The following is a 12,194-nucleotide window of genomic DNA, read 5'->3' as shown; positions in this document are numbered from 1 at the left end:
ACTGGGCGCTGTCCCAGTGGTACAAGCATCATGGTAGCCAGCTGGGCGAGCGCAACCTGTTCGTCGTGTCCCATGGCCATGACAGCAAGATCTCAGAGATTTGCCCGCAGGCCAGTATCATCACGGTGCCGAGAGACGACCTTAACGGTTTCGATCGCAATCGTGCTGAAATGCTCAATGCCTTCCACGCTGGATTGCTTCAATCCTACAATTGGGTGATGCGGACGGATGCGGATGAGCTGATTTGCTGGGATCCTGCGCGCTACAATGGACTGGTTGATGTGTTCGAAAAGAATACGGACTGGCCGGTTCTGACGGCGCTCGGGTTCGATCTGGTCCATATGGACGGCGACAAGTCCGGCGACGCACTCGCTTCGCATCGGAATGCCGCGTTCAGCGGACACTACAGCAAGTCATTCGCATCGCGGCGGCCCGTGTCGTTCGTGCTGCATGGCACCAAGGTTGCGCCGAAGCGTCTTGAAACCTTCCCGTTTCGAATGGCGCCGGGTGTCTATCTTGCTCACCTCAAATACGCCGACACGTCTGCATTGGACGCCGCGACACGCGTCCGAAAGGCAGTCGCCAATGGCCCAGGCAAGGGGTTGCCGGGGCCGGGTTGGTCAAGGGCGGACGAGGACGCAGTCAAGTTCTTCGCAACCTTCGTCAAGAAGGATGTTGTGGACTGGGCAGAGGCGGAACGGCGGGCCTACGCGGCCTTGAGCTCAAAGCCTGCGCGCGACGAAAGATGGAACCTTGTAAAGGCAAGGGCCCTCAAGTTCGATTTTCGGACAGAGCTGCCCTCCTGGTTCGCTGAACTTTGAAGGATCTGATCCGCAAGCACTGAAGCCAGTGCTTGCGCGTCCGATCCGGACGAATTGACATCGTACAGAGATACAAATTCAACCATGTTTGGTTGCTGCGAGTGTGCAGTAACCTCAGTTGGTTCCGCCTTCGGGTGGAAGGTCGCCGAACGGTCTAGCCGGCCGCGCGGAGATATCCCTTCTGAAACGAACATGCGTTGTCCAAGTCAAGTACACTAACCAAGTGCGGTTCTCGAAAGAGAACTGCGATCATCGCACGGTACGCATATGCCGGGCGATGAATGTTCGGACGAAAGTCCGAGCGGGATAGTATGCTTATGAACCAGAGATAGGGTGCGTCAGCTTGCCGGTTGCGCGCCTTCGCAAGTCAACCTTGCTTTCTCTGGATCAAATCAAGCGCGAGAAGGGCGTTTGGTGGATGCCTTGGCAGTAAGAGGCGATGAAGGACGTGATACTCTGCGATAAGCCATGAGGAGCCGAGAATAGGCTTTGATCCATGGATTTCCGAATGGGGCAACCCACCTGACAGTTTGATATAATTGCCGCAAGGCAGCTTATATTGGGCTGAACCAGGTACTTAAGACCTGAATACATAGGGTTTTAAGAGCGAACTCGGGGAACTGAAACATCTAAGTACCCGAAGGAAAGGACAGCAATAGCTACTCCCCTAGTAGTGGCGAGCGAACGGGGACCAGCCGAGCCATGAGAGTGACCAGAATGATCTGGAAAGATCAGCCACAGCGGGTGACAGCCCCGTATGGGAAGCTCGATTGGACGTATTAAGTAGGGCGGGACACGTGTAATCCTGTTTGAAGATCGGAGGACCACCTTCGAAGGCTAAGTACTCCTTACTGACCGATAGCGAACCAGTACCGTGAGGGAAAGGTGAAAAGCACCCCGACGAGGGGAGTGAAACAGTACCTGAAACCGAACGCCTACAATCAGTCGGAGCTTGACTGGACTCTAATGACAATCTGCGTCATGGACGTTCCCAAAGTGGTTTGGAGAGCGCCATGGCTGACGGAACTTTCGCTGTTCTGATGTTCGTGATCGGTCTGACCGACATGACCATGAACCATTGCGGTACCGAAGCGGGCTGTCTCGGCAAGACCGAGACGTCACCCCGGTTCGCTATCTCAGCGGGCGAAGTTCTGGAGCGGCGCGCCGATCCTGCAACAGAGGTTTTTCTGCGATACGATCTGGGTCACAAACGTGGACCTTTCGGAAACGCAGCTGGGCTTTCTTTGGGGGAAAACGGCGAAACCTGGATCGGGTTTGGGACGACCTACACGATCAATTTCGGCAGCAGCCCGCTTTTCGCAGAATTGCACTCGATGCCTGGTCTCTACTTCCCGAACGGGGGAGTTGATCTGGGCGGACCGATCGCGTTCCGATCGGGACTCGAGTTGGGATACGAGAACCGCAATGGATGGCGGTTCGGCCTGAGCTACGATCACCGTTCAAATGCGGGGATCTACAAGGACAATCCCGGGATCGAAACCGTGCAATTTCGTGTCAGCATTCCAACCCGGTAGGGTTGTCATTAGTGTCCAGTCTTGTGACGGCGTACCTTTTGTATAATGGGTCATCGACTTGGTCTATCTAGCAAGCTTAAGCCGTTAGGTGTAGGCGCAGCGAAAGCGAGTCTTAATAGGGCGTCGAGTTAGATGGATCAGACCCGAAACCGAGTGATCTAGGCATGTCCAGGATGAAGGTAAGGTAACACTTACTGGAGGTCCGAACCCACACCTGTTGAAAAAGGTCGGGATGAGGTGTGCCTAGGGGTGAAAGGCCAATCAAACTCGGAGATAGCTGGTTCTCTGCGAAATCTATTTAGGTAGAGCGTCATCCGAATACCCCGGGGGGTAGAGCACTGGATGGGTAATGGGGCCCCACAGGCTTACTGATCCTAACCAAACTCCGAATACCCGGGAGTACTAGATGGCAGACACACTGCGGATGCTAACGTCCGTAGTGGAGAGGGAAACAACCCTGACCTACAGCTAAGGCCCCCAATTCGTGGCTAAGTGGGAAAGCAGGTGGGACGACCAAAACAACCAGGAGGTTGGCTTAGAAGCAGCCATCCTTTAAAGATAGCGTAACAGCTCACTGGTCTAAATAAGTTGTCCTGCGGCGAAGATGTAACGGGGCTCAAGCCACGAGCCGAAGCTTAGGATGCCGTAAGGCATGGTAGCAGAGCGTAGTGTGACATAACTCCAATCCTCTTCTGCATCTTCGGGTGCATCGGAGGATCAGGAGTTTTCTGTGAAGCCGGCCTGTGAGGGATCCGGTGGAGAGATCACTAGCGAGAATGATGACATGAGTAGCGACAAGGAGTGTGAGAGACACTCCCGCCGAAAGTCCAAGGGTTCCTGCTTAAAGCTAATCTGAGCAGGGTAAGCCGACCCCTAAGGCGAGGCCGAAAGGCGTAGTCGATGGGAACCAGGTTAATATTCCTGGGCCAGGAGGATGTGACGGATTGTGGAGACGTGCGTGCCTTATCGGATTGGCGCGTATTCAAGACAGTTCCTGGAAATAGCCCTCCATTAGATCGTACCCTAAACCGACACAGGTGGACTGGTAGAGAATACCAAGGCGCTTGAGAGAACGATGTTGAAGGAACTCGGCAAAATACCTCCGTAAGTTCGCGAGAAGGAGGCCCGGCGTATGATCGTCGGGGGCACAAACCAGGGGGTGGCGACTGTTTACTAAAAACACAGGGCTCTGCGAAGTCGCAAGACGACGTATAGGGTCTGACGCCTGCCCGGTGCCTGAAGGTTAAAAGGAGGGGTGCAAGCTCTGAATTGAAGCCCAGGTAAACGGCGGCCGTAACTATAACGGTCCTAAGGTAGCGAAATTCCTTGTCGGGTAAGTTCCGACCTGCACGAATGGCGTAACGACTTCCCCGCTGTCTCCAACATCGACTCAGCGAAATTGAATTGCCTGTCAAGATGCAGGCTTCCCGCGGTTAGACGGAAAGACCCCGTGCACCTTCACTACAGCTTCGCACTGGCATCAGGCACAATATGTGCAGGATAGGTGGTAGGCTTTGAACCATGGACGCCAGTCTGTGGGGAGCCTCCCTTGAGATACCACCCTTATTCTGCTTGATGTCTAACCGCGGTCCGTTATCCGGATCCGGGACCCTGCGTGGTGGGTAGTTTGACTGGGGCGGTCGCCTCCTAAAGCGTAACGGAGGCGCGCGAAGGTTGGCTCAGAGCGGTCGGAAATCGCTCGTTGAGTGCAATGGCAGAAGCCAGCCTGACTGCAAGACTGACAAGTCGAGCAGAGTCGAAAGACGGCCATAGTGATCCGGTGGTCCCAAGTGGGAGGGCCATCGCTCAACGGATAAAAGGTACGCCGGGGATAACAGGCTGATACTGCCCAAGAGTCCATATCGACGGCAGTGTTTGGCACCTCGATGTCGGCTCATCTCATCCTGGGGCTGGAGCAGGTCCCAAGGGTACGGCTGTTCGCCGTTTAAAGAGGTACGTGAGCTGGGTTTAGAACGTCGTGAGACAGTTCGGTCCCTATCTGCCGTGGGTGTAGGATACTTGAGAGGAGTTGCCCCTAGTACGAGAGGACCGGGGTGAACGATCCACTGGTGGACCTGTTGTTGCGCCAGCAGCAGTGCAGGGTAGCTATGATCGGACAGGATAACCGCTGAAGGCATCTAAGCGGGAAGCCCCCCTCAAAACAAGGTATCCCTGAGGGCCGTGGAAGACCACCACGTCGATAGGCCGGAGATGTAAGCGCTGCAAGGCGTTCAGTTGACCGGTACTAATGGCCCGATAGGCTTGATTTGATCCAGTGATAGCCAGGTTATGGCTGGATCATAAGCGTACACCGCTGGGTGTACTGACTTGGACAGGTTGAATACGCCCTTTGGGCGATTGGTTCTTTCTCGGTTTGGTGGTCATAGCGCGAGCAAAACACCCGGCTCCATTCCGAACCCGATCGTTAAGTGCCGTAGCGCCGATGGTACTGCGTCTTAAGACGTGGGAGAGTAGGTCACCGCCAAACCTAGTAAGAACCAATTGTATCTCTTAAACGATGCCAATGAATTCTGCCGCCCTCCGGGGCGGCGTTTTCGTTTCCGAGCATGTCCTGTTATGTGTCAGCGGCGGAAACACGGCCTTTGGGCATCCGTCCAGGTGCATGCAATCGCTCGCAGGCGATCAATCGGTTGATCGTCCGTCGCAAAGCGCGCATGGCGCCCGTGCCGAAGCCCGAAAACCACACAGCTGCGCCCTCGGACAGAACCGGTCGCATGGCGAATGGACCGCCCCGGACGGAAAACATCGCCGCCGTTCCCAACCGCCCCGTGCGAGAGCCAACCCGCGGCGACGCCTCACATCATGCGCCGAGAGCCGTTGCCACCGGGTCGCAGAATGCTCCCGGACCGCAAACAGAAGTGCGCAATTGTCGCCAGCCCCATTCGCCCCAAAGCCTTAGTCCGTCACAGATATTTTGCAAAAGGCCCTTGCACCTCACCGCGACCGGGGATATCTGTCCGCCATTGGCGCGGGGTGGAGCAGCCCGGTAGCTCGTCAGGCTCATAACCTGAAGGTCGTAGGTTCAAATCCTACCCCCGCAACCAAATTCCAGAGAAACCAGGGTAATTTCAGTGGCTTGGTGAGCGACGAGAATTCGTCGTTCATTCGTCTCTAGTAATATCAATGACTTAGACCCGTAGGTTCAAATCACCTCGCAACCAACCGTGACGGAGTAGAGTAGCGGCGAATCGCCGTCGTTTTCGTGATGGATCGTGGCGATTCAGTTGCAATTTCCGTGGCTTAAAGAGTTTTCTGTGCAGCGTGTGTTCAGGTTTCGATCGCGCGATGTCGTGCTACGTCGTGCCTGCATCGACGGTCTTGTCTATCCGCTGCCGAGCGACACCCCGGTTCCCTCGGCTTGAGATTGGACAGCCTTCACGGCGAGCAAGATGTGACGTAGGGAAAGCAAGCCTCAAGTCGGCTCAGTTCATCGTGCGGGACTTCCACCAGCGATTATTTCTTCTTGTGCTCCCCAAGACTGGTCAAAGGTTTGCCCTTTGTGAAGTCGGCTGTTGCGACGACCTTTTCCTTCACCTTCTTTGGCTTTTTCACTTCGCGGTTGCCACGTCGTTTGTCACCTTTGGTCATTCGAGTTTCTCCTGGTTCTGGATTTCTTAACGAATTGATCGGTGTTCAAGTCCTTCATGAATTTGGTTTCGCGTCCTGACGCTCGTGACCAAGGGACGCAGGTCTTCACATCATTCCGGCCATTCCACCCATGTCGGACATTTCGCTGCCAGCACCGGCCTTCCCAGGTTTTTGCGCGACCATCGCTTCGGTCGTGATCAACAAACCGGCAATGGACGCGGCATTTTCCAGTGCGATCCGGACGACCTTCGTCGGGTCGATGACACCTGCCTTCAGCATGTCGCCGTATTCCTCGGCCTGCGCGTCGAAACCAAAGCTCGGGCTGTCGTTCTCGATCACCTTCCCGACAACGACAGAACCATCGACCCCGGCATTTCCGGCAATCTGGCGCAGCGGTGCCTGGATCGCGCGGCGGACGATCTTGATCCCGGCATCCTGATCGCTGTTCTCGCCCTTCAGCGTCGCCAGAACCTTGCCGGCATGAACCAGCGCCACGCCACCGCCTGGCACGACACCTTCCTGAACCGCAGCGCGGGTGGCGTTCAGCGCATCGTCGACGCGGTCCTTGCGCTCCTTCACCTCGATCTCGGTTGCCCCGCCGACCCGGATAACGGCGATGCCGCCGGCAAGCTTGGCCAGCCGTTCCTGCAACTTCTCCTTGTCGTAGTCCGAAGTGGTCTCCTCGATCTGCGCCCGGATCTGGTTGATGCGCGCCGCGATCGCATCCTTGTCGCCGGCACCGTCGATGATCGTCGTGTCATCCTTGGTGATCGTGACCTTTCTGGCGGACCCGAGCATGTCCATGGTGACATTCTCCAGCTTGGTGCCCATTTCCACGGAAATCACCTGACCGCCCGTCAGCACGGCGATATCTTCCATCATCGCCTTGCGGCGGTCTCCAAAGCCAGGCGCCTTGACGGCCGCAACCTTTAGCCCGCCGCGCAGCTTGTTGACGACCAGCGTCGCCAGCGCCTCGCCCTCGATATCCTCGGCCACGATCAGCAGTTGCTTCTCGGCCTGAATCACAGCCTCAAGCAACGGCACCATGGATATGAGAGAAGTCAGCTTCTTCTCGTGAAGCAGGACGACGCAATCATCCAGCTCGACGACCATCTTCTGAGCATTCGTGATGAAATAGGGGCTCAGATAGCCGCGGTCGAACTGCATGCCTTCGACCACTTCGGTCTCGGTCTCCAACCCCTTGTTTTCCTCGACGGTGATCACCCCTTCCTTGCCGACCTTGGCCATCGCGTCGGCGATCTGCCGACCGATCTCGACTTCTCCATTGGCCGAAATGGCGCCGACCTTGGCAATCTCGTCGCTGTCGCCGACGGGTCGGGACATGGTCTTGATCTCGGCCACGACCGCAGCGACGGCTTTGTCGATCCCGCGCTTGAGATCCATCGGGTTCATGCCGGCCGCGACCGACTTCATGCCTTCCCGGACAATCGCATGGGCGAGTACGGTTGCCGTTGTGGTTCCGTCGCCAGCCTCGTCATTCGTGCGCTGCGCAACCTCCTTGACCATCTGCGCGCCCATGTTTTCGAACTGGTCCGAAAGCTCGATCTCCTTGGCGACGGTCACACCGTCCTTGGTGATGCGCGGCGCACCCCAGGATTTATCGAGAATGACGTTTCGGCCCTTGGGGCCGAGGGTGATCTTGACGGCATTTGCCAGCGTGTCGATGCCTTTCAGCATTCGGTCGCGGGCGTCGGTACTGAATCGAACTTCCTTGGCGGACATGGGTGTGCGTTCCTGAGACTGGGGTTGATGTGAAAGGTTTTGGACTCAGGCGATCACGCCGAGAATGTCACTCTCCTTCATGATCAGAAGGTCTTCGCCATCAAGCTTGATCTCTGAGCCGGACCATTTTCCGAACAGGATCCGGTCGCCGGCTTTGACGTCCATTGGGATGCGCTCGCCGTCCTCGCGTCGTCCGCCGGTGCCAACGGAGACGACTTCGCCCTCTTGAGGCTTCTCTTTGGCGGTATCGGGGATGATAAGGCCGCCCTTGGTCGTCTCGTCGCCTTCAATGCGGCGAACGAGGACCCGGTCGTGGAGGGGAGTGAATGACATCGACGTGCTCCTTGTCGAGGATTGTCGGGCGTAAGTGCCTTGTTCGAATGCCCGGCTTGGATGCGCGCAAGGCGGCGACAACCTGGTGGGGCTGTACTTCGAGATTGCGGATCAAGACCGCCGCGGTATCGCATCACGAGCGTCGCACCGAATGTCCGCCAGCGATGATCGAATTGATCATTTCGGCGACGGCCTGGTGCCTTTCCATTTCAAGGTCGGTGCCAACGGCATTCTCATGGGTCGCCGCGGCGTCGCGAAGAACCCCCAAGATCTCGTGCTCCGGCAGCACCGCGCGATCGTTCAAGGCAAGCAGGAGCGCCTCGCAGATCGACAGGGCGGCCTGGCCTGCATGTTCGCTCGCGGTTGACATCTGGCGTTCCTTCCTTGACGTCGTGATCCCCGGGAAAGACGAGGTTCAGAGACATCCGTACTTCTCGCAGGAAGTGCTCTATTCTGGACTGATCCAGAGCAGTGTCCGGGCCGATTTCCGAACCTGCGTCACCGCACGCCGGGAGCCTCCATGACATCAGCCGAACACAGCCCCTTGACCCGCAAGCTCTCGGCCTTCGTCGCCCTGTCGGAGGTCGAACTGGCCGTGCTTGAGCGACTGCACCAGCGTCGCCGCTCATTCGTCGCGGGGCATGATATGGTCCACCAGGGCCAGTCGGCCCAGGCCGCGTACATCCTGTCGTCGGGCTGGGTCTGTTCCTACAAGATCCAGGCGGACGGGACGCGTCAGATCGTCGATTTCCAGATACCGGGGGATTTCCTGGGATTGCGCAGCGTCCTGTTGCGCACGTCGGACCACAGCTTCGAACCCATCGTCGACATCGAGGCCGCCGAAGTGCTGGCAAGCGACCTTCTCGATGCCTTCGCGCGGACGCCGCGCCTCGCGACCGCCATTCTCTGGGCAGCGTCACGGGACGAAGCGATGGTCGTGGAGCATCTCGTCGGGATCGGCCGGCGTGATGCGGACGCCCGCATGGCGCATTTCCTGCTTGAGCTGGGATCAAGGCTTGCGCTGGTCGGCATCGGCAGCAGAGAAGGTTTCGACTGCCCGCTGACGCAATATCACCTCGCCGATACGCTGGGGTTGAGCGCGGTCCATGTGAACCGCGTCCTGCGGCAGCTTCGCGAGCGTGGACTGGTCACCTTTCGGGACGGCCGGGTTACGTTTCACGATTATGGCGGGCTGGTTGAGCTTGCCGAGTTCGATCCGGAATACCTTGACCAGACCGGGCCGCTCCTGAAATGACAGGGCCGCCCTCTCTTGCTCGGCAAGGCGGCCCCGGTGTTCACGTCAGACGCCGGTGGTTACGCGAGGGCGTGGGTTGCCGCATCGAGTTCCTTGTTGGTCTCGGCGTCGTTCTTGGCCGTGTTCGCCTTCTCGGCTGCGTGGTAATGCTTCATCGCCGCATCTTTCTTGGATCCGGCGGGGGCGTTCACGCAGGCGGCCTTGACGGATTTCATCTTGTCGGCGGTCTTGATTTGTTCGGGGGTCATTGGACTTGTCCTTTCTGGACGCTCCGAGAATAAGAAGCGTGTCGACATGCCGTCCTTAGGAGATCGACACGCCCACACGCTTCTCGGGTGCTCGGAAAAATGCACCACCGAATGTTCGGCGGCGCACCTCACCTAAACGGAGTCGGCTCCCCGCCGCACTGACGCAGATTAGCCCCGGCGCCTGCGGCAGGTCGGTTGCCCATGCGCTTCTCAAACCATCGCAGTTTGCTGGTGGGAAATCCTCAGCCAGGTGTCCTCATCGTTGAGATAGGTCGAGGCACAAAGAGCCTTGTAGATCGGCACATCGGGTTTTTCTGCCGAGACGCGATAGGTGAGAATGGCGATATCACGACACCGCGTGACGCGACGTTCGGCCATCGAGACGGACCGCCAGCCGGTTCTCTGTTGAAGATGGGTCCAGATCTGGTCGCCTTGGAGGATGCCGGGCGGATAGGGAAAGACCATGACGGCGTTGGTCGCTGTCGTTGCCCGCGCGTTGTCGGCGCCACTGGTCCAGAAGTGTTCCTCCATGTCCCAGAGAACGCTCTGTTCGCGAGGCGATAGCGTGCCGGACTTGTGTGCCGCATGTGTCGGTCTGCCCATGGTTGCGGTTGAGACGGTCATTCGCCTGACCCCGACCCGCCGACCATGAACATCTGAAACAGTATTAAGATGATCGCGAGCACCGCCCAGATCGGGCCGCGTGTTCCCGGGCGGCCGTCTGCGACGGTCGAGCCAGTTCGCTTCGGGTCAGCTGACGTCCGGCCTTCGGGAAGCAGTTGGCTCAGGTCTCGTGCAACCCTCCCGTGATCGCTGGCGAGCGCAGGAACGTCCCGAAATCGGGCAAGCAGGGCCGCCAATCGCGCCCGCGCGGTGTCGCGCCCCAGCGTGACCAGTTCAGCGGTTTCCTTCCATGGATCGAGGCCAAGCCGCGCCAGCGCGGAGAGCACAGTCACGGCATGGCCGTTCCGGTCCTCGCCGACGGTAGCATGGAGAAACCGATCGAACTCGGGCGGGTGCGGGTTGAGAACACTGGAGTCGGCCATTGCCAATCCTTTCAAGGGTTGCAGGAACGCAGATCATCCCTGTTTCCCAAAGGATACCCGCAGGTCGGTCTCGTCGCCCTTACACAGGTCAGTGCTGGCGACTGCCCCCAGGAAGGTCGCAGCCGGTTCGGTGCCCGGGACTAACCGGTTCGGTGCCCGGGACTAACATGCGTCAGCGCCGGTCGAACGATCCCGAGGTACAAGACACTCAACCGTTCGACTGGTCCGTCCCGCACTCCACGGGGCCGTCAACAGTGTTGAGCGACAGATCTGCCAACATCGCGGAGACCAGAGATGACCATGCGGTCGACCAGATCGACGGTGACGTTTTCGAACCCGTTTACCTTGCCGGGATACCCGGGCGATCTGCCCGCAGGCGACTACGAGGTTCTCGTCGAGGAAGAGCTTCTTCAGGGGCTGAGCTTCGAGGCCTATCGACGGACGGCGACCTACCTGACGGTGCGCGGAAGGGGCGGTCATGCGGGTCGGACAGAGTTACGGGCGATTTCCGACAACGACCTGGAAAAGGCGCTGAACCGGGATCGGGGCGCGACTGAGAAGAACAATCACGGCGAGGCGGCGCTTTCTCCGCAGGAGGACTTGAAATGAATACTCCCGAATGGCTCAAGCCCGGCATCTATGGTGCCGTGATCGGCGCGGCTCTTGTCGGCGTGGTCGGTTTTACATGGGGCGGCTGGGTGACCGGCGGCACCTCGAACGACAGGGCGATGGCGATGTCCCGAGATGATGTCGTCGCCTCGATGGTGCCGGTCTGCCTCGACATGGCTCGAACCGACCCGGCACGGGCCGAGAAGCTGGACACGATCCGGGCCGCCTCGACCTATCAGCGGCGCGATGCCCTGATGGAGGCAGGCTGGGCGACGGTGCCAGGAGCAGATGCTCCGAACCGCGATATCGCGCAGGCCTGCCTGGCAGCCCTTGATGTTGACGCGTTGCCGGAGCGCCCGGAAAGCGCGGTCGATGAAGGATGAACCGCGCCAAGCCGATAGCTTCCCCCGAGACCACCGACCTCGAACGGCGTGTGCTGGCTCATGAACGGATCCTGCAATCTCTGATCGCCTACATGGCCCGTACCGAACCGCGTTTCGTGGACCACCTGCGAGAACGGTTCGTGGAGCCGATGAAAGTGACCCAGCACGAACACGACCACCGCGAAACCGATGATTATGCGGCAGAATTCATTCGCGCAGTGATGCTCCTCGGAGAAGCGCACGTGCCAAAGTCGAAGGAGTTGGAAATGACCGAAATGAAACCCGTGCCGCCGAACAGTAGAGGGGGACAAGGTTCTTCCATGAACCGGCCCACGCTGCGCGGTGGGGTTCGGGTCCGCGAAAGAAACGGCATCTGGGAGGTGCAGGTCGATGGCAAGTTCCGCGGCGACTACCACCAGAAGGAACATGCTCTTGCCGCCGCGGCCTTGCACAAGTTGTCGCCCCGATGACCGGGAGCACTCATCCGACAGTTCCGCAGGACTTCTCGATCCAGGTGGCCGAGAACGAAGGCATGCCATCGAGATCGAATTCCAGGGGCTTCCCGCTACCGAGCGCGCCCACTCGGCGGCTGACAGGAACGCTCACGCTTGG

At 58.6% G+C, this 12,194-nt stretch carries 12 protein-coding genes, 1 tRNA gene and 2 rRNA genes (1 of these 15 running past the window's edge); 8 read left to right on the top strand and 7 right to left on the bottom strand.

Going from position 1 to position 12,194, the window contains the following annotated elements:
• The 4 genes from KUH32_RS05180 to KUH32_RS05165 all read left to right on the top strand — a co-directional run.
• On the top strand, positions 1-821 hold the 3' portion of the coding sequence (locus tag KUH32_RS05180) for a glycosyltransferase family protein (protein ID WP_217776986.1). 37 nt of this gene lie to the left of the window's left edge; only the last 821 of its 858 coding nucleotides appear in the window; its start codon lies off the left edge, out of view; it ends in the stop codon at positions 819-821.
• Positions 822-1,211: 390 nt separating this feature from the next.
• Positions 1,212-4,626 (top strand): 23S ribosomal RNA (locus KUH32_RS05175).
• Between the two features lie 103 nt (positions 4,627-4,729).
• Positions 4,730-4,844, top strand: a 5S ribosomal RNA gene (gene rrf / locus KUH32_RS05170).
• A 500-nt stretch (positions 4,845-5,344) separates the two neighbouring features.
• Positions 5,345-5,421 (top strand) — tRNA-Met (locus KUH32_RS05165).
• A 409-nt stretch (positions 5,422-5,830) separates the two neighbouring features.
• Here the strand turns inward: KUH32_RS05165 and KUH32_RS18550 are convergent.
• The 4 genes from KUH32_RS18550 to KUH32_RS18435 all read right to left on the bottom strand — a co-directional run bounded on the left by KUH32_RS18550 (position 5,831) and on the right by KUH32_RS18435 (position 8,411).
• A complete protein-coding gene (locus KUH32_RS18550; RefSeq protein WP_284438316.1) occupies positions 5,831-5,965 on the bottom strand; it encodes a hypothetical protein in 135 nt (44 codons plus the stop codon).
• Between the two features lie 105 nt (positions 5,966-6,070).
• Positions 6,071-7,708 (bottom strand): chaperonin GroEL, encoded by a 1,638-nt coding sequence (gene groL / locus KUH32_RS05160; protein WP_217776985.1) that lies wholly within the window; start codon positions 7,706-7,708, stop codon positions 6,071-6,073.
• A 45-nt stretch (positions 7,709-7,753) separates the two neighbouring features.
• The gene (locus KUH32_RS05155; protein WP_217776984.1) at positions 7,754-8,041 is read right to left on the bottom strand and encodes a co-chaperone GroES; all 288 of its coding nucleotides are present in this window, start codon (positions 8,039-8,041) and stop codon (positions 7,754-7,756) included.
• 133 nt (positions 8,042-8,174) lie between these two features.
• Positions 8,175-8,411 (bottom strand): hypothetical protein, encoded by a 237-nt coding sequence (locus KUH32_RS18435; RefSeq protein ID WP_254898986.1) that lies wholly within the window; start codon positions 8,409-8,411, stop codon positions 8,175-8,177.
• Positions 8,412-8,561: 150 nt separating this feature from the next.
• Between KUH32_RS18435 and KUH32_RS05145 the strand changes: the two genes are divergently transcribed.
• Positions 8,562-9,296, top strand: a complete 735-nt coding sequence (locus KUH32_RS05145) for a Crp/Fnr family transcriptional regulator (RefSeq protein WP_217776982.1) — start codon at positions 8,562-8,564, stop codon at positions 9,294-9,296.
• Positions 9,297-9,355: 59 nt separating this feature from the next.
• Here KUH32_RS05145 and KUH32_RS05140 read toward each other — a convergent pair whose 3' ends face one another.
• From KUH32_RS05140 to KUH32_RS05130, 3 genes are all read right to left on the bottom strand, one after another.
• Complete coding sequence (locus KUH32_RS05140) at positions 9,356-9,544, bottom strand: hypothetical protein (protein WP_217776981.1); 189 nt, start codon at positions 9,542-9,544, stop codon at positions 9,356-9,358.
• A 210-nt stretch (positions 9,545-9,754) separates the two neighbouring features.
• Positions 9,755-10,168, bottom strand: a complete 414-nt coding sequence (locus KUH32_RS05135) for a hypothetical protein (RefSeq protein ID WP_254898985.1) — start codon at positions 10,166-10,168, stop codon at positions 9,755-9,757.
• Positions 10,165-10,590 carry a hypothetical protein gene (locus KUH32_RS05130; protein WP_217776980.1) on the bottom strand — a complete coding sequence of 142 codons (426 nt, stop codon included), beginning with the start codon at positions 10,588-10,590 and terminating at the stop codon, positions 10,165-10,167. Before KUH32_RS05130 ends, KUH32_RS05135 begins: the two co-directional genes overlap by 4 nt.
• A 300-nt stretch (positions 10,591-10,890) precedes the next feature.
• Between KUH32_RS05130 and KUH32_RS05125 the strand changes: the two genes are divergently transcribed.
• The 3 genes from KUH32_RS05125 to KUH32_RS05115 are packed head-to-tail and all read left to right on the top strand — an operon-like array spanning position 10,891 to position 12,052.
• Positions 10,891-11,199: a hypothetical protein gene (locus tag KUH32_RS05125; protein ID WP_217776979.1), complete on the top strand. Its 309-nt coding sequence runs from the start codon at positions 10,891-10,893 to the stop codon at positions 11,197-11,199.
• On the top strand, positions 11,196-11,582 hold the full coding sequence (locus tag KUH32_RS05120) for a hypothetical protein (protein WP_217776978.1): 387 nt from the start codon (positions 11,196-11,198) through the stop codon (positions 11,580-11,582). The genes KUH32_RS05125 and KUH32_RS05120 overlap by 4 nt, the downstream gene beginning before the upstream one ends.
• Positions 11,579-12,052, top strand: coding sequence for a hypothetical protein (locus KUH32_RS05115; RefSeq protein WP_217776977.1), 474 nt, complete (start codon positions 11,579-11,581; stop codon positions 12,050-12,052). The genes KUH32_RS05120 and KUH32_RS05115 overlap by 4 nt, the downstream gene beginning before the upstream one ends.
• Positions 12,053-12,194 lie beyond the last annotated feature (142 nt).

The sequence above is a fragment of the Thalassococcus arenae genome (genome assembly GCF_019104745.1).
GTDB classification, from domain to species: Bacteria; Pseudomonadota; Alphaproteobacteria; order Rhodobacterales; family Rhodobacteraceae; genus Thalassococcus_B; species Thalassococcus_B arenae.
The sequence above is the reverse complement of the archived record's forward strand: the minus strand, read 5'-3'. Positions and strand labels throughout refer to the sequence as shown.

What these genes read in the sequence shown, in the direction of transcription:
- KUH32_RS05135 (WP_254898985.1), bottom strand. Translation starts at nt 10,168, where the DNA reads ATGACCGTCTCAACCGCAACCATGGGCAGACCGACACATGCGGCACAC.
- KUH32_RS05140 (WP_217776981.1), bottom strand. Translation starts at nt 9,544, where the DNA reads ATGACCCCCGAACAAATCAAGACCGCCGACAAGATGAAATCCGTCAAG.
- KUH32_RS05130 (WP_217776980.1), bottom strand. Translation starts at nt 10,590, where the DNA reads ATGGCCGACTCCAGTGTTCTCAACCCGCACCCGCCCGAGTTCGATCGG.
- KUH32_RS05145 (WP_217776982.1), top strand. Translation starts at nt 8,562, where the DNA reads ATGACATCAGCCGAACACAGCCCCTTGACCCGCAAGCTCTCGGCCTTC.
- KUH32_RS05155 (WP_217776984.1), bottom strand. Translation starts at nt 8,041, where the DNA reads ATGTCATTCACTCCCCTCCACGACCGGGTCCTCGTTCGCCGCATTGAA.
- groL (WP_217776985.1), bottom strand. Translation starts at nt 7,708, where the DNA reads ATGTCCGCCAAGGAAGTTCGATTCAGTACCGACGCCCGCGACCGAATG.
- KUH32_RS05115 (WP_217776977.1), top strand. Translation starts at nt 11,579, where the DNA reads ATGAACCGCGCCAAGCCGATAGCTTCCCCCGAGACCACCGACCTCGAA.
- KUH32_RS18550 (WP_284438316.1), bottom strand. Translation starts at nt 5,965, where the DNA reads ATGACCAAAGGTGACAAACGACGTGGCAACCGCGAAGTGAAAAAGCCA.
- KUH32_RS05125 (WP_217776979.1), top strand. Translation starts at nt 10,891, where the DNA reads ATGCGGTCGACCAGATCGACGGTGACGTTTTCGAACCCGTTTACCTTG.
- KUH32_RS18435 (WP_254898986.1), bottom strand. Translation starts at nt 8,411, where the DNA reads ATGTCAACCGCGAGCGAACATGCAGGCCAGGCCGCCCTGTCGATCTGC.
- KUH32_RS05120 (WP_217776978.1), top strand. Translation starts at nt 11,196, where the DNA reads ATGAATACTCCCGAATGGCTCAAGCCCGGCATCTATGGTGCCGTGATC.